The following is an 18,964-nucleotide window of genomic DNA, read 5'->3' as shown; positions in this document are numbered from 1 at the left end:
ATGCATTCTCATGCACGCTCGCGCCTGTTTGACCGCCATAAGGGTCAATCTTTCCCGTCTGCCGGTACAAATCCTAAATTCTGAATTCCACTCTTCAGCTCAAGGCTGGTGGGCGGGGTCGGGAAAACCATAACATTCATAACATCGCGAACAGCTTGCGCTGTAACCCGCTAAAATCTGCCTTTTACGCAGTTATGGTTCAACCATAATCTTTGATAACCTCAGCGGCGTCAAAACATAATGCCTCTGAAAACAAAGGACTTTTTCAAAGCCGCACATCAGTTCGATAAGGCATAATCAGGTTATGGTAATATTATGGTAGATGTTATTGGGTAACTATTTGAAATTGTGTGCATGTTATGAATGTTATGGTTTTCCCGACCCCCATCTTAGGGACACGGAGAAGCATCACGATGAGGTTGAGCCAAGAGTGCTTTACGGAGTTTAGGTGAGCGAGGTTATCTCGCCCAGCAATCGTCAAAGTCGGTCGCTTGGGATTGGCGCCTGGCAAACTCTGTTGACTTGCTCATTGAGATTCAACAGTTCTGTCGAAACATGTCGGGTAGGCATGGGTTTTAGGCACACTTGCCTACGGGGGGGATATGAAATTTTTGGTGCGTAGTTGCGTGGCGGTTGCTTTTGTTCTTACGCCGCAATGGTTGCAGGCAGAACCGCTCAACCGGGATGCCGTCTTTCAACTGACAAAGCTCGGACTTGGAGACGATGCGGTTATTGCCAAGATCCAGGCCGACAAGGTGGACTTTGACCTTTCGACCGACGAGATGATTGAGATGAAAGGAATGGGGGTTTCATCGGCCGTGATCGCGGCTGCAATCAGCAATCGCTATGTGGCAAAAGTTGAGCCCTCGCTCGATTCTCCGGACCCGATGGTTTCCCATCCAGCAGGTCTCTATGTGTTCTACGCGGATGGTGGTACGCCTCGCATGCAGCGAATGGAAGCGACGGTAACCAATCAAGCAAAAACCGGCGGCATCTTCGGCTATGCGCTGACAGGCGGGCTCGCTTCGATGAGCGTCAAGGCCGTGGTACAAAATGAAACCTCGCGTGTGCCTGTCTCAACTAAGCCTCGATTTTACTTCTTTTCCAGCGAGTCGAATGGTGACGGCGCGGGAGCTTGGGCTAGCGGCCTGAACACCGTGATCAATTCGCCCGCCGAGCTGACCCTAATTCGTCTTACTAAAAAGGATGACCGTCGCGAGGCCCGCGTAGGAAGCGTGAACATCGGCGGTGCCAAAACAGGTGTCATGGACAAAGACCGGATTATGTTCTCGCATACCGCTATGCGACCCGGCGTTTTCATGATCGAACCTAGCGAGAATTTAGAGCCGGGTGAGTACGGTTTCATTTATTCGCTTGCCGGCGGCGGCGCCAATGGTGCCATGACTGCCAGAATCTTCGATTTCACGGTTCGTTAAACCGACGTAGTCGGATCGATCTTGCGCTTGCGAAGCCCTCCAGCGCTTGTCGCGGAGGGCTGTTGCGTTGGGAGCGCCCGATCCGTGCGCCGTGCTTTCAGTCGATCGCCAAATTAGGAAATTGCTGTTCCCATTCGACCAGAGCCGGTCGTGCTAGTCCATATCGATAAACGTCCGATCACGTGGAAAGCGGCCGTTCGCGCTACCCGCTGCTCGGCTTCGGCGCCGCTCCCGCAGACTACGTCAACGCCTAGACCGCTGCGGTCGAATCCAGCACGCAGCAGCCCATCAGTTCCTTCCAGACTGCATCCAGCTCAGCGATCTTCCTTCGTCCGTCAGGGGTGGCCCGGGAGTAGTAGATGGCTTCCACTGGTTCCCTATTCTTAAGAATCAACTCGACCGCCAAGGCATCGTCGATAAGGGCAAAATCACGCAGCAGGCGTGCATCCAGATCATCGGCGATCGCCAGCATTGCCCGTACTCCGCTCTGGAGATTACGCTGACGGCATGCCTCCGCCGCCGCTAAATTGTCGCGGTACTCCATAAACAGACGCTCGATGACGACCCCGCTCTGCACTTTGGCCCGCCCCTTGTTGATAAGCCGCGTCCCCGGCGCGCCGCTCCAATACCTGTCGATGTCCACAAGGCTGGTTGCACGGAATCGACTGACTGCGAAATCGACCGCGTCGGTTTCACGGAAGAACATCCCCCCCGGCCGCAGGTCAATCGCCAAGACACCATCGTTAAGCGACCGGGTAGTCGCTCGCGCATCGCGTACGAACATCTCTATCTGCCGCGTGATGAAAGGGTCGTTCTTGTCCAGCCCATCGGCGAGGCAAGTCAGCATTTCGGCAGTTTGTTTTCCGATTTCTCCACGTGACCGGAGAGCGTTGATGGGCCGGCCAAATAATGGGTCGCCGTCCTTTAAGTGGAAATATAATTGGATGTTGAGCGTGAGAATCGTGGTCAGGAATGTGAGGGTGATGACGTCCCATACGCGCTGGGGAAAAAATATCCCAATCACGGCCAATACGACGGCCATGATCAGTCCAATGGCAAAAAGAGTCTTTTCTCTCATGCCAATTTCCTAGCGCCGAAGACGAGCCAACCCGCAGCATCCTTCTCAAGGCACCCTTCGAAGTGTCGATCCAGCTCGACAAGCTTTTCGAACTCTCTATCGTCCAAATATCGCGCTGCGCGAGGGTCGAGATTTGCCGGAGATAGGAATTCGGCCGACGAATTGAACACGTGAAGATAGGGTGCAACATAGCCAATGCCCTGTAGGATGCTGGGCAATAACCGCGCGCGTCGCAGCAGAGCCTCTATTTCGTCTCCATCCCAAAAGCGGTATTCGGCTCCGACAATGTTTCTGTCGCGATCGAAGCCATCACGAGCGATGGTAAGGGCATTCTCGATGTGTCCGTTTAGAGCCTCGATGACGCACCAGCGTAGGCGTCCGTCGATGTCGAAGATGAACATGCCATCATCCGCCATGATACGTGAGATCGCCGCGAACAGCCGCTCGGGATCTTCGAAAAAGTTTAATGCTTGGTGCATCACCACCAAGTCGAATTTCCGGGGTGTCGTCTCGGCGAAATGTACTGCGTCATCGCGTACGAACTCCACTTGTCCTTCCTTGGGTGGCGCTGTCGATGCGGCTCTCGCTAGGTCGATCATCTTCGGCAAAAGGTCGACTTGGACGAGGCTCGCAACCTGACCGGCGAAGGCACGGGTCGCCATGCCCGTGCCAGATGCAAGATCAAGCACTCGGCACGTAGGTCGAACGAATGGAGCTAATATTTGCCCGATCCGGAGCCGGTGGAGGCGATGCCAAGGCGAGACGCCGTTGATTTGGTCTAAGAGACTGGCTCGATCTTCGTAGACACGTTCCAGCAATTGAGGTTGCCCCGCCACCCTTAGTCTCCGACCTAATATGACGGCAGGCGACTTGCTGACGCTCCCGAACTGCCCCCGGTTACCCGATGGCCAGCCTCTCAAAAACGAAGCACTGCATCAAGCAGAAACTGGGCAGGGGAATCGGGGAAACGCAGTCATAGATGCCCCGTCTGTTCGCCTGTCAGCCAGCACAGGCGCACTCATTCTAAATCTCTTCCGAAACCTGGATCAGACAGGGCCATTTCTATGAGTAGGCTGTCCTAAAATCTGGAGAGCAGGGGCTCACCACTATTTCATCGTCTCAGTTGCGAGACCGATTATCATCCCGATGTCTGTTCCTGTCGAAAGCCGCCGTTGGCGTCGGTAGGCGAGAATGACGGCTTTGTCCTACTTGGCGACGCTGGCGGTGATCTAAACCGACGCCCGACTTGGACGAGCGCTATTTCTCGATTTCGGGGGAGCCAACGTTCTTCGGACTTCGGGAATAGTTCGGGACTCTCAGGTCCGGCTACGGCCAAATGTATCCGCTCTGTTCCGCTTATGTACCCTTGACCTGCAGCAGGAAAACCTAGAAAGCGCGGGAATTCCCGTGAGGGGGCGATTAGCTCAGTTGGTAGAGCGTCTCGTTTACACCGAGGCTTGCGCCAAACGCCACTAACATTGCGTATGGTGTTTGATATGGCATTTGACAGATTGCCGGTAGACTGATCTCATAATGTCCATATAAAACAGTATTTTAACATGTATGGTGCGGTTTCCTCCCGCTCCGCCAGATCCTGAACCTCAGCGATCTTTCCCGATCAATCGCGAATACAAAAATCCAAGGAATTCTGTGAATTATACCGATGCGCGCGTCCGCGGGCATTCGTCGGAAAGCGCCTCAAACCTCGACCGGTTTTATGACCAATTTTATGACTTGATCCCGCCCTCCGGCTCTCATAGCGCTTCAGCTCATGGGTGCTCGAAACAAATTGAACGTCAAACAGGTCGAGAGAATCATCAAGCCCGGCATCTACTCGGATGGCGGCGGGCTCTATTTGCGCGTGAGGAATTCGGGCACACGATCCTGGCTCTATGTTTGCTGGCTGAATGGCCGGCGAAGAGAAATGGGCCTTGGTTCAGTGCAGGATGTTTCCTTAGCCAAAGCCAGGGAAAAGGCAGCAGCCGCCCGATCTCAGTATCTGGATGGCATCGATCCAATTGCTGCGCGCAAGGCCGTCAAAGTCGACAAGAAGCCAGAGGTGACGTTCGGGGCGTTCGCCATCGAGCTTCTAGACTCCATCGAGGACGGCTTCAAGAATCCCAAGCATCGGCAGCAGTGGCGAAGCACCCTCACTACCTATGCGGCTCCGATGTTCGAGTTGCCGATAGGGGAGGTCAAGGCGGAGCATGTCCTGGAGGTGTTGAAGCCGATCTGGTTGTCCAAAGCCGAGACAGCCTCCAGGCTTCGTGGCCGCATTGAACGGATCCTCGATGCGGCAAAAGCGCAAGGTCTTCGCGACGGAGACAATCCAGCTAGAGGGAAGGGGCATCTAGACCTGCTGCTGCCCAAGCGGAGCAAGACCGAAGTGCGCCACCATGCGGCGCTGTCGCACAATCAAGTTGCGGCATTTATGACGGAGCTCGCAAGCCGCCCCGCTATGGCAGCGCGTGCACTTGAATTTACAGTTCTGACTGCAGCTCGTTCGGGCGAGACGCGCGGCATGACATGGGGCGAGGTCGACCTGGAAAATTCCCTTTGGACGGTGCCTGCAGAAAGAATGAAGGCTGGCGAAACGCATCAGGTGCCACTGAGTGCCTCAGCCTTGGCGGTGCTCAGAAGCGTGAAACCTGACGATGTGATAGCGGATAAGTTGGTGTTCCCAGCGCCGCGCGGTGGGACAATGTCTGACATGTCGATGGCACAGCTGTTAAAGCGCATGGGTAGGACCGACATCACCGTCCACGGCTTTCGCTCGACCTTCCGAGATTGGGCCGGGGACACGACAAACTTTGGTCGCGAAGAAGTCGAGATGTCCCTCGCACACACGATCCAGTCAGCAACCGAGCGGGCATATAGAAGAGGTCGCGCCCTGGATAAGCGGCGCGACCTCATGGATGCTTGGGCTAAATACTGTTCCCGCCAAATTTGATCGCGATTTTGTGATCAGCAGGAAGTTTAAAACAAAGCAGGCGATCTGAGCGGCCCTTTCGGACGTTTCGTTTCTTACAAAGGTGATCCCTATCGCGGACATAGAACTTCTCGAAGTCCGGTTGAACGAGATGAGCGTGCCACTGCGGCATGTGCCGGTCCATTGTCGTGACGGTTACCATTATCTCCAGGCCTTTGCACCCAACCTTCACGAAAGCACCTGCCTTAGCTAGTTGCTGATCGTTAAGGGACGGCAGGCTGCCAGCAGTTACTCTCAAGGTTTCTGGCCTTTCTAGGATTTCAGTCAGCACGGCCTCCAAAGGAACCAGGGCAGAGAGCTGGTGCAAATAGTTACGATAGCAGGATAGCGCCGCGGCTTGGCAATCCCAGGACGGAGGCAATATGTTGGCTTCTTTCGCTAACTCACCTGCAGCCCGCATCAGGCCGAAGGCGAAGGATGCGCGCGATCCACCCCTAACCGTATCCAAGACTCCAGCACGCTCCTCAAACTGGGTCACGAAATCGAGTATGCGTCGCTTAATGTCGGGATTGTCCGCCTTCGCTCTAACTAAATGCTTGATGAACTTCTTCATCGGAGTGCCGTAATTTTTGGCTATTGCTCCCTCTATGGCCGTGGCAAGCTCCTTCGAGCTGGTAATGTTGGCCGGCAGGAAATCGAAGACACCAAACTCACTGTCGCTAGGTATCTGGATTGGCAGAAGTCGTTGCAGCGCGGCATCCGTGATCGCGTTACGGTCGATCGTTTTCGAGAAAGGCTGATTTGCCGATGTTAAGAAGACGAACCGGTAGACAGCGGAATTGCGATTGAAGGCCGTTTTCTTCTGGCGCCCATTAGCCATTTTGTAAGAAAGGTCTTCCAAGAATTGCATCCCCTTCGCTGCCAAATTGGCTTCGTCGATCACCATGAGCAGGTCATTGAACCTCGGCATCTCATTTTCCAGACCTGCCATTGTCACATTGAAATCAAGGTGGTCCGCAGGGCTTCCGATTACCGATGCAGCAATCTTTTGGCATGTCGTCTTGCCTGTCCCTGGCCCACCCCAAATCTCGAGACCAAAATTGCCGCCGATATCCACTAGGCGTAAAAGTGGAGAGGCGAACGCAGCCATGACCGCGATCATCGGTATGGTTTGGCCGGTCAGGGGGAGGGCTACCGCAGTCTGCCAGTTTCTTACAAAGCCTCGGCATCGTTTAGTAGTGTGCTCGGGTCTAAAGATCACCTTCCCTCGAGGCTGTCCGCGCGGCGACACAATTTTGCCGTCAGGAAACACGAAATGATTGTCGTTCCAACCGCTAGCCTTGATCAACTTTTGTGGAACATACTCAGTGATCTTGTTCACTGCCGTGCAAATTTGTGACCAAGTCCGGTTATCTGTCACATTGATGCCTAGATCGGTCAGTTCAGCCCTCGCCCCATCCTTACGAACAGTTGCAAACAGCGATTGCGGGATGATGGCCGAGTCCGTGTCAAAAGTTATTTCGAAATACCGCTCTGGCCCCGATGCTAATCCGAGGATTGTAACAGTTCGCCCCTCCGCATCGTGGAAAGCGATTTTATTGGTGGCATCAGCCATGGCGCCGCCCTCCCTGGATTTCCCCAGTTTCCCCAGGGTCAGCGTTCAGTGTGATGCACAGCGGTTGCCGCTCATGATGATCGGGCAACCACACATGCAGTGTTGTCGAATTTTTGACGCAAAAGTGCTGATCCATGGCCTCGTTGGAGACCACTGAGCTTGATTTAACCATTTCTGAGTTCTCGTTCGTTTAGCGCGAAGTTCGGATGAGGCCGGCTTTGGACGTGCGAAGGCCAATCAACAGCGTGACGTCGTCCATTGTCCATTGGTCGAGCCAGAGCAGAAGCATCGAGTGATATGGCTCAGGAATTTTTTGCTTAACTGTAGAGATCTGATACTTTCCAGAGGCGGATTTGAACTGAGTTCGAGCCGGCCAGTAAGATTTCGCTAAGTAAGTCAGCGGAACTGGAAGATTTGTCAGAGGCTTCCGTTTTACCTGAATCGGATGATGAACCCGAGTCTGCGCTTCGTCGTGTATCGGAGATCCCGAGTAATTGGGCAGGCTTCTAAGACGGTCGATCATCTCAATCATCTTGGGATTTGCTGCTAAATGCAGATGCGGGAGAAAGGTTTGAGACGACCTTTCATATTCGCCGTGCAATATGCCGATCATCCAGCAATCTTTAGAGTTGGCCCCAACCTTGTAGAGATCGGATCTTACGCGGCTAAGCAGCCTCTCAGGGGCCTGGGTGACCAATGCATCTGGAGACAGTCGCCAGCTCTTCGGAGCAATCGTTGCAACGCGCGCTGTCATCCCTTCAGAGGCAATAAATTGCCACAGTGCGCCACATACGCGAATGCGAGTATCTCTCATAAAGCGTCGAGAGGCTAACGTCGGAGTCCCTTCGCAGTTTTCTTGCAGGATGCGAGCCAAGCGAATGGCGGCTCGTGGATTTACCTCGTGGGGATGGCGCTTGGCGGTTTTGATTAGGGATACAGCCCGACTGTAATCAGTTTGGCGGCACTCTTCTGGTGTTTCAAAGCGACTACAGTCGCCTGCGATGTCAGGCCGATACTGCATCGACGGCTCAGGGAGATCATCCATGCTCATTCTGCGTCACCAGTCACATGACTAATTGGCGCATCGAGCTCATCCTGAAATGTAGTCAACCTGGGAATTCGAGACATTCTTCATAGTCCTTTAATTACAGCTCTCCTCACACCGGGCGAACGCATTCACACGGTTGAGTAGATTCAGAGCTGTTGATAAGCGGCGCTCAGACGGTCTTTTGAGAGAGCACCGCAAAGAAAGCACAGCTGCTAATGCAGCTGGCCATTGTCATTTACGGGTTGGAGGGTTGCCCAAGCAGAGCGTCGACGCTTTCCATTGTGATCAGGGTGCGTCGGTTGATCTTGAGCACTCGCAGACGACCGTCTTTGATCAGGTCGTAGGTCAGCGTTTTGCCGATGCCTGAAAGCTGGCAAAACTTGGCAACTGTGATTGTCTTAGGTGGCATTTTCATTTTCTCCATTCGTCCGAAGCGGGATGCTGCGAACGAATGGAGAGATGGCAGAAGCTTCGAGTTTTCCATTTCAGAAACAGATTATTAAAATTACTTCTGGGTGGCGTCAGGTCATGATCTTGTCCCAAATGACGCTAATGGGTACTCGCAAGGTCGTTTCACTCAACCCTTTAAAGTTTAATTCGTGTTGGACGATGCGGAGAACCGCCTCTTTATGTTCCAGCTTCGAGCGATCGAGCCTACCTTCTTTCTGGAGTCGCAAAATCACAAGCCAGAATTCCATCCAATCGGCTGACTGCATGGGTCTTCCTAAGGGCTTCTGCCCTTTCTTTTTTCCGTCAGACGCCGCCTCTTGTGCGATCGTCACAGGTCCGGCGGGTGCCATTAAAAGCTCGAGATTCGCTGCATTGACTTGCAACCCATCAACATAACGGCGCGTGACCACATGAGTAGGTTTGCCGCCCTCGACTCCTGCGCCGATCTCATTCGCCCTGACAGACATCAATCGCCCAAGTTCAAAAGAGCTGAATTTAAGCTGCCAGCCGCTTTCAGCATCGAAGAAATCCAAAGGAAGCGTTGTATCAAAAATGGCAAACTCGTTTTGAGGACCATTCGGATGGCAGATCAGCTGAGTTTCAGTCCCCGATTTGACGTGATAGTTGGGAGGCGTCCCGTCATGATGCTCCTGCACGATGACGCGGGCGGTCGCGCGTAAGCGGCCGCTGACAAGGGCCTGCAAGATCTTTGTCTCCGCCTCCTGAGACGACATGCCACTTTCGCCCTGGTGTATTTCGTTGTGACGTAATTTGGTGAGCGCTTCCCACGCAGAAATCCACGGTTTCATTTTCCCCCCGAGTTTTTGAAATCTGTTCCCTACGCATTAGGAACGCAGTTTCGCAAGTTGTCGCTTCGACGCAGGGGGCGGGTCAGGCTGCAACATGTTGACAAAAGAGTGGCCATATCGATGGTCGTCCCGTGTTGAGTTATCGATCCACACTACAGGACGAAATTTTGGGGGATGAAAATTGGGTAACGTCGAAATCAGTACGAAAGCCAGCACTCGGTACGTTCAAGCAGTTTTTACGTGCGTCGGTTCCCCGCTCGATACCATCACTCTTAACCTAGCTGTCCGTGAAAATGATTGCTGGAACGAGGACATCCTTTCGGCTGGGTGGTGGGGCGATCCAAATTCGAACGATGTTTGGCCGTTTATTCTGAAAAAGGGTGGCGCCCTAGATTTCGGATCATCAGCGGAAGCTCCTACACCGAGTAAAGAGCGTTTTGCATCACTTTCGATCAGCGGGCGCCCTCTCATCGAAGGGGAGGTCTTTCACTTCCTTTATCCTGATATTTCGGCTAATTTTACATTGTCGAGTGTCAGCTACCTTGGACATTAAAGTCCTAGCTGCCATTTGCTTCAACGGCGTTCTTATTAATGATATGCTGTGACCGACATTCGGCAAAAGCCCGCAAGCGCGCAGGCTGGCAACGAGCGTCGCAGTGAAGCAAAGGCTACAAACGGCACGAGTACAGCGCGATGGATCCCATGATGAGGATGCCGTCATGCCAGCTGATCTTGATTTCAGCGTCACTTTCCGGCCTGATCGTCTGGCTATCCATGTCGGTGACAGAAATCTCGGTCATCGCTAGGCGATCACGGCTCAGGGTCCATAGGCCTCGGGTGATCTGTCGATCATCCGCGGCCGTTATCTCAAACGTGCCGTCTGGTTCGAATGACCAGATGGCCCCAACGCATTGAGCATTTTCGTTGGCCGTTTCACTGTAATAGCGCTCTACGAGATACTGGCGGATGTTTGCAGGCAGGGTGCTCGGCAGCGACCCGTCGCTTGCCTCGGCCGCGTCCAACTCGATTGTTGAGGGCGGCGCCTCCAACAAGCCATTATCGACATCTTCCGCGATTGCGTCATTGGTCGAAGCTGCCGGGGCTGACTGCACTGACGAGGCTGCACTAAAAGCAAGATAAATGAAGACGGCGACAACAATGGCCATTCCAACGAATGCCAGCCCCCAACCAACATGCGCATTGCTCCTCCTCACGCTTGAGGTCCGCTTCTGTCTTGCCAGTGCTCGAGCGCGGCGGCGACGCGGTCGATGCCTTCTGCGATCTCGCGGTGGCGATCGTGTAGCGAGATGAGGATAGCGATAGCGCCCAAGCTGAGTACGAGCATCATCAGCGCCGCGATGGCCGTGGCGATCGCATAAGGTGTGACCTCATCCATCCCTGCGTTGCCACTGTTGAGCACGAACATGAGCCCAAGCACGATGGCGACCAAGATGATGAAGCAAAATCCGAAGATCAGATATTTATAGAGTGATACGATAAATGGCATGAGCTTTAGCCTCCCCCTTGCGATCCGTTAGCGACCGGTTTTGCAGCGCGTGACGCCATGCTCTTCTCGGCACATGGTTTCGCCTTTGCGAGGACCAAGGTTCCAAGCATCTTCAGCCGCTCGGTCTTTTGGCGTCAGTGCGGCCCGCCTTGAACGTTCGGCATCCACGATATCGCCAGCGCCTTGCCTGCGCATTTCAGCTTCCAGTTCTCTGTTATATTGGCCAAATGTCTCGGTCATCGCGCTCACGACGTTACCAGGGCGGCCCTGTGGATGAGTGGTGGCTGGCTTAGCCGGCGCGGTGGATGGCGCCTGTCGATTAGATTGAGCTCTGTCTTCGCGCATTTTCTCGAAAATTCGAGACAAAGAGATGTTGGAAAGAGTAATGCGTTCTCCCATCGCGACAGCATCCGTGGGCGTATTGATTGATTGAGGCAAACTCAGGATTTCAACGGTTGGGCTGCCGCCTCGTTCTGCCGGGGTCGCCCTGTAGACAATGCTATTAATCCTAAATTGATCGTCTAACTCGGGACCTGTCGCCGCTGGGACTGTGGAGTATCGAAAATCTGCCTGACAAATCGATGCTTGATGGTGTCGATTTTGGTTGGAGGCCGACGCTGCTGGTATATGGGTTAAAAACTTTGCGTTGAGCACCGACCAAGTGGCGGGGCGGCCGTGGCTCCGTTCCATCCAGTTGACCAAAATCACTTGTCGGCGTGACCATTCCCCAACAGTGTTGCGGAAGGATTCCATCACTTCGCGCTGGTCGCACATCGATGTTGGATTAACCTGCTGCGCATGCGCTGGCGGCGCTATGCTCGCCGCCACAATGCTGAGGGCTAATGCGCGCACCGGCCGCTGCGATGCTCTGTTCTGAAAAAGTCCGGTCATGTCGCCTCCCTGTTGAAAAGAGGCGCCGGGCAAAGCCGGGTGTTCAGAACCCTGCACGAACACAAGGCGCCGCCACCTTTAGGCGGACCTTGGACATGCGTGACGGCCACCCGGCCGAAAGTAACTTTCGACCGGCGTTCGTGTTTCGAGGTTCTGACGCCTCACCTTCGGGACTGACCGAAGGCCGCTCAACTATGCCGAATGCAACAGCGAGATCAAGGGTGGCCGCTTCAGCAACGTGCGCGATCTGCGTCGATGTCACGATTTCTTGGATCGAACGCAATTTTACACGCGGCGCTCGCCGGCTTGCCGTCGCCAGGCCGCGATCACCTAAAAGGAATTGTTATGACCGATACACCTCGCAGCCGTCGCAGCGCGAACCGGCCGCTACGCTACGCAAAAGTCAAAGCACCAAGTCACCTCGAGAGTGGGCATGATGGCCGTGCGGTCATCATTGGGCCCAATGCACATGGCGTCGTGGGTCCGGACGGACGCATTGTTGCCATACCTATCGGATGGACGGGTCGCCATGGTAAGGACAAGCGGCTCGTTGCCGTGCCACCAAATGCTCGCACGGTCATAGGTCGTGACGGCCGGCTGGTCGTTGTTCTCGAAGGGCATCGCGCTGTCGAAAGTAAAGATGGCCGAATGATCGCGGTGCCGATCGCACAATCAAAGAAATTTAGTTTATAGATCCGGAATTTGAAATACTGTTTGATTTTTTTTAAAAACTGGTCAATTTTTCAAATTGACGTACTTGCTGATTTTTGCTATAGCTAATTTTCACATTCAAAATTTGGAGTGTTGTTTTGATATTGGTCGTTCATAATTTATTTTGCGAAATTGATTTGTCCGACCTTCACCTCAAAATTTCTAAACTCGATGGGCTGCCACTTCAAGCGCTGAACAGCGTGAACGTCGATGGTCGCTACGCCCTGAGGCTGATCCGGTGAGCGCGGGGGGCAAAGCCATTGTCCCCCATTCACCGTCAGCATCCACATCTTCCAACATCGTTCAGCTAGCAGCGGCCAACCGCCTGAAGCCGCTCCAGCAAGGCGAACTCGATTGTTTTTGCGGCATCTACGCTGCGATCAATGCTGTGCGACTGAGCGCTGCCACCCTTGGTATTGCTCTGTCGCGACTGAACTATGGGGCGCTGTTTCATGAGGCGGTGGCCTTCGTTTCCAAAAAAGACCCGGTCGAAGCTCTAACATGGGGCCTGTCGTTACGTCGGCGGCTAGCCGTCACGAAGCTTATCGCCCGCGCTGCAAGCCTCCCAAGGCACCGCTTTCTTGTCGAGCGACCTGACTATCGAAAGTGGTCGGCGATCGATGATGCCTTCGAATGGATCGAAGTGAGCTTGGTCAGCGGTAAACCCGTCCTTCTCTACCTTGCTGAAGACCCCGACCATTACACCGTAGTGTCCGGAATCACGCCGACCGCACTCAACCTCTTCGATTCTATCGGAATGAAGCTGATCAGGCGCAAAAACTGCGGCTTCGCCAACGCCCCGCGGATTGTGTGGCCGCCCGGAATGATGCGGCTCGCCATCACGCCAGCCGCCTAGCTCCCATTTTCACCATAAGCAGCAAAGGAACGACAACATGGATTGTCGCGATGAGATGACTCACGCTTCGAAAGCCGAGCGGATTCGGGAACTCAATGATCGGTTGAGAACTACTGGCCTCGGTGGACGCACATTGCTCACGCGAGCGTTTGCTGCCCTACCACAGGATCAGATGCTGCAAATTCTTGCCAGAATACGCCAATTCGATGATTTTGATGGGGGAAATGATCCTTGGCGCGAGCACGATTTCGGCCAAGTCGGTCACGACGGTGCGCGTTACTTCTGGAAGATTGACGTCTATGACGTGAACCTTGAGTTCGGCTCGCCGGACCCTTCAGACGAGACGGTTACCTGCCGGGTCCTCACAGTGATGACGGAACAAGATTTATGAAGTTGAGCGATCGAGGCTCCGTAAGCTGGCGTGGCAGGATCGATCTGGCTGGCATCCAATAATCGATTCGCAGTCGCCGGCATCGCCAGAGACATCACAACGTAGGCAGTCGAAGGAGGATATGGCACAACAGTCGGCGAGACGGGCTAGAAATCTACGGAATGGCCAAACCCGTAAAGCTAAAATGGATCCGGTCCGCGAACTTCCATTACTGGCCCGCAGCTATGGGGCTGCTCATGGAGGCTGGACAGTTGACAGCTCCGACTACGTGCCAACACGCCTTTATTTACTACTTGCATCCAAAGGAGTATCGACAGGGGCCATCTGTTCTCCCCCTTCCATCTTTCTGCAGCTTTGGTAACAGTCTGGAGCGCTTGCTCTCCAGAAGGCGGACAGAAGGCGGGCCGGCGATCAGCAAAATGATGCGATAAGAAAGGCATACCGATACTTACCAAGTCGTAAACAATTTTGCCGTAATGCACCCTGTTCAACCAGACACTTATTCTAGAATTAGAGACTGCAATACTTGGTGAGAATTTCGTGCGTCGCAGCCAGATACACAGGTATCGTCATTGGCCCGGCCAAGCGCTCGCTTTTGATCTGCGACATATAAGGGCGGCAGTCCAGGCGGAATAGAGCGCCGACATACCGATTAGCGTGGGATGCGGTCTCCTTAGCTGCCCAGCACGTGTATCTCGAAGCGAATGGACGCCGCGTCATCGGATAGAGTGTGGAAGACATACGGCCGGATAGAGCCGCTTGCGTGAGCCGGATCAAGCCCTGCGGCTGTTCGGTAAGGGCTGCTCGCCTAGTCAGATAATTTGTATAATCTCCACGGCCGGATCGTCGCCAGCGAACTGCACCACGACCAGCCGGCCACGTGGGTGCGAGGCGCCCCGCCAACGGTGCCAGGACGCGCCCGGCTTCGAACTGCACGTCGGCCATGAGGCGAATGCGGGCATCCGCCATCGATACGGAAAATGGACCGAAGCTTTACGACATCGGAAGGCGGCAGATTATAAAGTTTCAATTGTTCTGCGAGATTATGGCCGCAGTCGTCGCTACTGGCAGCACTGTCGAGAAAACAGCGCCAAGCACCTTCTGAATATCAGCGAGCGGCGCATTCGACACGTAAAGGATGTCCTTGTTCTGGATCGGGAAACTCTGCGCGATGAAAAAAGTCGATGGGTCCTTCATGTTGATTCGGTAAATCACAGGAACTTTTCCGTCGGAAGTCGTCTGCGATGTTATGCGAATCTCGGGCGAAAGCGCCGCGGGATTCTCAAGGCGGAAAACAAACACACCTTTCACGTCGGCGCGCGAATCCTGCAACCCCGCTACGCGGCCCATGGCCTGCGCCAGCGTCAGTCCGGTCGCTTCAAAAGGCAGTTCTTCGCTGCGACCCACCGCGCCAAGTGCAGTGAAGCTGTATGGCTGGAAAAGTACCGTCATGACGTCGTCAGGCTGCAGCCGCACGTTCTGGCTCGGATCGCGGATAACGGTCTCGAGCGGTAGCGATGTAACCTGCGCGCCGCGGGTAATCTGAATGGTCATCTTGTTGACCGGCTGCTTCACCCCACCGGCTGCTGCCAGCACGTCAAGCACGCGCTCACCACGCGCGGTGAGTGGAATTCGAGCGCTGCCAGCAACGTCGCCAACGACCGTGACGTTTGCTGCCGAATTGCGCACGAGACGCACGATCACCTGAGGCTGGTGCGCCTTGCCAACAAGGCGGCTCGTGATCTCGCGGGCGATGTCCTGGGGAGTGCGGCCATCGGCTCTGATGCGGCCCGCGAATGGTACGACAATCTGGCCATCGCTATCGACCATCTGGTCCGGTAGAGAGGTTCCCCGCGCGGTCGAACTGGAAGTCAGTTGCGTGTTGCCCCCTGCAGCACCGAACAGTGCGGCTGGGGGAGCCTCCCATATCGCAATGTCGAGCAAATCTCCCTTGCCGATTACCGAACCGATCGCTTGGCCTTCTCCAAGGCTTTCGGAAAACAACGCCTGCCGGTTGCTTGCCAGGATATTGCGGGCCACCGCATCGGTCACGTCGATGATTCGGATCCGGGTATCAGCCATTGTCAACTGATCGGCGGCGTTGACCCCACGCGACGAGGGACCAGAGGAGGGTACAGTCGCACAGGCACTAAGTGAGAGCATCAGCCCCACGCTCGCCGTTACGTGAGCGGATCTAATCGATATTCTAAGCATGGATTCAGCACCAACATGGAAACACAAGTACCCGCAGACGCCGGACCTATGAAGCAAGCCGGAGCGCGGATCAAGGAAGCCTGCGTCCATGTGCTATTGAAGCGGGGCCGACCGCATCTGTCTACACTGGACGCGCATAGCGTGGAAGGCTAGGGCCTTAGCCTAACTCTAGGCAATCGGCCAACACAATCGTGTCAAGGTTTACACATCATGAATGCAAACAACCCTGCAACGAACGGCTACAATGGTGCCGGGCAGGAGGCCAAAGATGGTTCATTTGAACTTGAGAGAGCGAAAAAGCCACTCATGAAGATTTTAAATAAAACACGTCCGCTTTTTCTTTTGACGGTTGCTATTCCAACTTTTCTTTCAATCTTATACTTTGGGATTTTCGCATCGGATGTTTACATTTCCGAATCCCGCTTTGTTGTGCGCAGCCCGGACAAGCCAGCGACATCGGGCCTCGGAATGCTTCTCAAAAGCACCGGCTTTGCCAACGCTGGAGACGAGATCTATGCTGCTCACGACTATGTTCTTTCACGCGACGCACTGCAGACCCTAAATAGAGAAAATGACTTTGTGCGTGCATATAGCGCGCCCTCGATCTCAATTTTTGATCGCTTCAATCCCATGGGGACCGGCGGCACTTTCGAGGATCTCTATAAATACTATGAGAAAAAGGTGGAGATCCAACAGGACTCCACTTCGTCCATCGTCACGCTGACGCTTCGCGCGTACACGCCACAAGATGCCCACCACTTCAATGAGCGCCTGCTGGAGATGGCGGAAGCGACCGTCAACAAGCTGAACGAACGTGGACGTGAAGATCTAATTCGTTTCGCCGAGCGGGAAGTGGCGGAAGCAAAAGATAAATCACAGGCCGCCGCACTCGCACTCTCCGCCTATCGCAACGAAGCGGGAGTCATCGACCCAGAAAAGCAGGCGGCGGTTCAAATCCAGATGGTCTCAAAACTTCAGGACGAACTGATCGCAACCCGCACACAGCTTCGCGAACTTCGTGCGTTCGCACCTCAGAACCCGCAGGTTCCGGTACTCGAAACACGCGCGGCCGGAATCGCTTCGGAGATTAGTGAGCAACTTGGCGTGGTCACAGGAAACAGCAAGTCGCTCTCCTCGCGCGCCGCTCGGTATCAACGCCTCTGGCTGGAAAGCCAGTTTGCCGACAAGCAATTGGCGAGCGCCATGGCCTCGCTGGAGGAGGCCAGAAACGAAGCGCGCCGCAAGCAGGCTTATGTGGAGCGCATTGTACAACCCAATCTCGCGGACGACCCCCTTGAGCCGCGCAGGTGGCGCGGAGTCTTCTCTACTCTACTCCTCGGCCTCGCCGCCTGGGGAATCATTAGCATGCTTATAGCCGGCATGATGGAACATCGGGACTGAGAAACATGAGTAGCTTGCTCCCCCCCCTCCGGCGAAGTGCGGCAGTTCAAGGCCGCGTGATCTACGCGCTGTTGATGCGCGAGATTCTGACGAGATATGGTCGCCACAATATCGGGTTTCTGTGGCTGTTTGCCGAGCCGATGCTTTTCACCACCGGCGTTACGATCCTGTGGACGTTGGCGAAATCGGTACATGGTTCGTCGTTACCGATTGTTGCTTTTGCATTGACAGGATATTCGAGCGTCCTCCTGTGGCGCAACATGCCCACTCGCTGCATTGGAGCCATCGAGCCTAACTTAGCCCTGATGTATCACCGCAACGTTCGAGTGATCGATGTCTTTTTAGCCCGCCTTTTGCTCGAGGCGGGTGGCGCGACGATTTCATTTGTCACACTCAGCCTGTTTTACATTTACATCGGCTGGCTGGAACCGCCTGACAACGTGCTTACGGTCATTCAAGGATGGCTGTTGATTGCGTGGTTCGGAGCGGGCTTGGGCATGCTGTTGGGTGCGCTGGCAGAGAAGAGCGATATCGTTGAAAGACTTTGGCACCCGGTGTCATATATCGCTTTTCCACTTTCTGGCGCCGCCTTCATGGTTGATGCGCTCCCGCAAGCAGCGCAGCACTATATCCTCTACGTACCCATGGTGAATGGTGTCGAACTGGTGCGGGAAGGATATTTCGGGAACCAAGTCCGGGCTCACTACGACCTTCCCTACCTGGTTGCGTGCTGTCTGGTAATTTCGCTGTTAGCTCTCGCACAGGTTGCAGTCGTTAATCGTGAGGTCACACCGGAATGATCGTCGTTGACCGCGTCAGCAAATCCTACCCCACCCGTTCTGGATGTCGCGTCATATTAGACGACGTTTCCTTCACGCTCGACCGCGGCGAGAAATTAGGCATTTTGGGTCGTAACGGCGCGGGCAAATCAACCCTAATTCGCCTTGTGAGCGCTGCGGAACGCCCTACTTTAGGCACGATCACGCAGACGATGTCGGTGTCCTGGCCGCTTGCCTTTGGCGGCGCATTTCAAGGCAGCCTCACGGGACTGGATAACATTCGATTCATAAGCCGTATATACAACCAAAATTATCACGATAATCTTCAGTTTGTTTCTGACTTCACCGAGCTCGGTGTTTATTTACGAGAGCCGGTCCGTTCGTATTCTCAAGGCATGAGAGCCCGTCTCGCATTTGCAATATCAATGATCATCGAATTTGAGTGCTATTTGATAGACGAGATCACAGCGGTCGGCGATGCGCGTTTTCACGAACGCTGCGAAGCTGAGCTTTTTCATAAACGAGGCGATCGTGCTATGTTGATTATTTCACATGATGTCGAGTATGTACGAAGGCACTGCCAGCGCTTCGCTGTCCTCAATGAAGGAAAGCTAATTTTCTACAATGACTTCGAACAGGCTTACGAAGCCCACAGCCAAAACCTTCACCTGCATAGCTGAAAGCTAAGCTAATTGCGCCCAGAGCTTCAAGTTTGGCAGTATCTAAACTGATTATTTTCGCCGCAGCCACTCCCGCAGATAACGATGGACATCAAGCATGCTAGATGGCTAGAATTTCTTTCGGATTAGCCTGCAATAGGGCGGCAGGTAGAGTATCATAACAAGGTTT

General features: G+C 54.3%; 18 protein-coding genes. 8 read left to right on the top strand and 10 right to left on the bottom strand.

Annotated features, from left to right (window positions below; all coding sequences use genetic code 11):
• Positions 1–602: 602 nt before the first annotated feature.
• A complete protein-coding gene (locus tag M2332_RS08175; protein ID WP_264573673.1) occupies positions 603–1,436 on the top strand; it encodes a hypothetical protein in 834 nt (277 codons plus the stop codon).
• Positions 1,437–1,686: 250 nt separating this feature from the next.
• On the opposite strand, the gene M2332_RS08170 is transcribed toward M2332_RS08175, so the two are convergent.
• Together M2332_RS08170 and M2332_RS08165 are read right to left on the bottom strand one after the other, a co-directional pair.
• Positions 1,687–2,514: a hypothetical protein gene (locus M2332_RS08170; RefSeq protein ID WP_264573672.1), complete on the bottom strand. Its 828-nt coding sequence runs from the start codon at positions 2,512–2,514 to the stop codon at positions 1,687–1,689.
• Positions 2,511–3,350, bottom strand: a complete 840-nt coding sequence (locus tag M2332_RS08165; RefSeq protein ID WP_264573671.1) for a class I SAM-dependent DNA methyltransferase — start codon at positions 3,348–3,350, stop codon at positions 2,511–2,513. The genes M2332_RS08170 and M2332_RS08165 overlap by 4 nt, the downstream gene beginning before the upstream one ends.
• Before the next feature lie 953 nt (positions 3,351–4,303).
• Between M2332_RS08165 and M2332_RS08160 the strand changes: the two genes are divergently transcribed.
• Positions 4,304–5,464, top strand: coding sequence for a tyrosine-type recombinase/integrase (locus tag M2332_RS08160; protein WP_264573670.1), 1,161 nt, complete (start codon positions 4,304–4,306; stop codon positions 5,462–5,464).
• Here M2332_RS08160 and M2332_RS08155 read toward each other — a convergent pair.
• From M2332_RS08155 to M2332_RS08125, 7 genes are all read right to left on the bottom strand, one after another.
• Positions 5,439–7,058, bottom strand: coding sequence for a DUF927 domain-containing protein (locus M2332_RS08155; protein ID WP_264573669.1), 1,620 nt, complete (start codon positions 7,056–7,058; stop codon positions 5,439–5,441). The two genes, M2332_RS08160 and M2332_RS08155, sit on opposite strands and share 26 nt — an antisense overlap.
• Positions 7,059–7,248: 190 nt before the next feature.
• Positions 7,249–8,109: a hypothetical protein gene (locus M2332_RS08150; RefSeq protein WP_264573668.1), complete on the bottom strand. Its 861-nt coding sequence runs from the start codon at positions 8,107–8,109 to the stop codon at positions 7,249–7,251.
• A 232-nt stretch (positions 8,110–8,341) separates the two neighbouring features.
• A complete protein-coding gene (locus M2332_RS08145) occupies positions 8,342–8,521 on the bottom strand; it encodes a helix-turn-helix domain-containing protein (RefSeq protein WP_264573667.1) in 180 nt (59 codons plus the stop codon).
• A 106-nt stretch (positions 8,522–8,627) separates the two neighbouring features.
• Positions 8,628–9,365 carry a hypothetical protein gene (locus tag M2332_RS08140; protein WP_264573666.1) on the bottom strand — a complete coding sequence of 246 codons (738 nt, stop codon included), beginning with the start codon at positions 9,363–9,365 and terminating at the stop codon, positions 8,628–8,630.
• A gap of 668 nt (positions 9,366–10,033) precedes the next feature.
• Positions 10,034–10,531, bottom strand: a complete 498-nt coding sequence (locus tag M2332_RS08135) for a hypothetical protein (protein WP_264573665.1) — start codon at positions 10,529–10,531, stop codon at positions 10,034–10,036.
• A gap of 44 nt (positions 10,532–10,575) precedes the next feature.
• Entirely contained in the window at positions 10,576–10,872 is a 297-nt protein-coding gene (locus M2332_RS08130; protein WP_264573664.1) for a hypothetical protein, read from the bottom strand.
• Positions 10,873–10,899: 27 nt separating this feature from the next.
• Positions 10,900–11,763 carry a hypothetical protein gene (locus M2332_RS08125; RefSeq protein WP_264573663.1) on the bottom strand — a complete coding sequence of 288 codons (864 nt, stop codon included), beginning with the start codon at positions 11,761–11,763 and terminating at the stop codon, positions 10,900–10,902.
• A gap of 345 nt (positions 11,764–12,108) precedes the next feature.
• On the opposite strand from M2332_RS08125, the gene M2332_RS08120 reads away from it, so the two are divergent.
• The 3 genes from M2332_RS08120 to M2332_RS08110 all read left to right on the top strand — a co-directional run bounded on the left by M2332_RS08120 (position 12,109) and on the right by M2332_RS08110 (position 13,721).
• Positions 12,109–12,456 carry a hypothetical protein gene (locus M2332_RS08120; protein WP_264573662.1) on the top strand — a complete coding sequence of 116 codons (348 nt, stop codon included), beginning with the start codon at positions 12,109–12,111 and terminating at the stop codon, positions 12,454–12,456.
• Between the two features lie 256 nt (positions 12,457–12,712).
• On the top strand, positions 12,713–13,330 hold the full coding sequence (locus M2332_RS08115; RefSeq protein WP_264573661.1) for a hypothetical protein: 618 nt from the start codon (positions 12,713–12,715) through the stop codon (positions 13,328–13,330).
• 37 nt (positions 13,331–13,367) lie between these two features.
• Positions 13,368–13,721 carry a DUF3768 domain-containing protein gene (locus M2332_RS08110; RefSeq protein ID WP_264573660.1) on the top strand — a complete coding sequence of 118 codons (354 nt, stop codon included), beginning with the start codon at positions 13,368–13,370 and terminating at the stop codon, positions 13,719–13,721.
• Between the two features lie 1,026 nt (positions 13,722–14,747).
• Here the strand turns inward: M2332_RS08110 and M2332_RS08105 are convergent.
• A complete protein-coding gene (locus tag M2332_RS08105) occupies positions 14,748–15,803 on the bottom strand; it encodes a polysaccharide biosynthesis/export family protein (protein WP_319801484.1) in 1,056 nt (351 codons plus the stop codon).
• Between the two features lie 342 nt (positions 15,804–16,145).
• Between M2332_RS08105 and M2332_RS08100 the strand changes: the two genes are divergently transcribed.
• From M2332_RS08100 to M2332_RS08090, 3 genes are read left to right on the top strand one after another with little or no spacing between them, the layout of a single operon-like run.
• A complete protein-coding gene (locus M2332_RS08100) occupies positions 16,146–17,336 on the top strand; it encodes a hypothetical protein (protein WP_319801483.1) in 1,191 nt (396 codons plus the stop codon).
• Positions 17,337–17,341: 5 nt separating this feature from the next.
• The gene (locus tag M2332_RS08095; protein ID WP_264573659.1) at positions 17,342–18,136 is read left to right on the top strand and encodes an ABC transporter permease; all 795 of its coding nucleotides are present in this window, start codon (positions 17,342–17,344) and stop codon (positions 18,134–18,136) included.
• Positions 18,133–18,795 (top strand): ABC transporter ATP-binding protein, encoded by a 663-nt coding sequence (locus M2332_RS08090; protein WP_264573658.1) that lies wholly within the window; start codon positions 18,133–18,135, stop codon positions 18,793–18,795. Before M2332_RS08095 ends, M2332_RS08090 begins: the two co-directional genes overlap by 4 nt.
• The last annotated feature ends 169 nt before the right edge of the window (positions 18,796–18,964 follow it).

It is taken from the genome of Sphingobium sp. B11D3A (genome assembly GCF_025961695.1).
Lineage (GTDB): Bacteria > Pseudomonadota > Alphaproteobacteria > Sphingomonadales > Sphingomonadaceae > Sphingobium.
The sequence above is the reverse complement of the archived record's forward strand: the minus strand, read 5'-3'. Positions and strand labels throughout refer to the sequence as shown.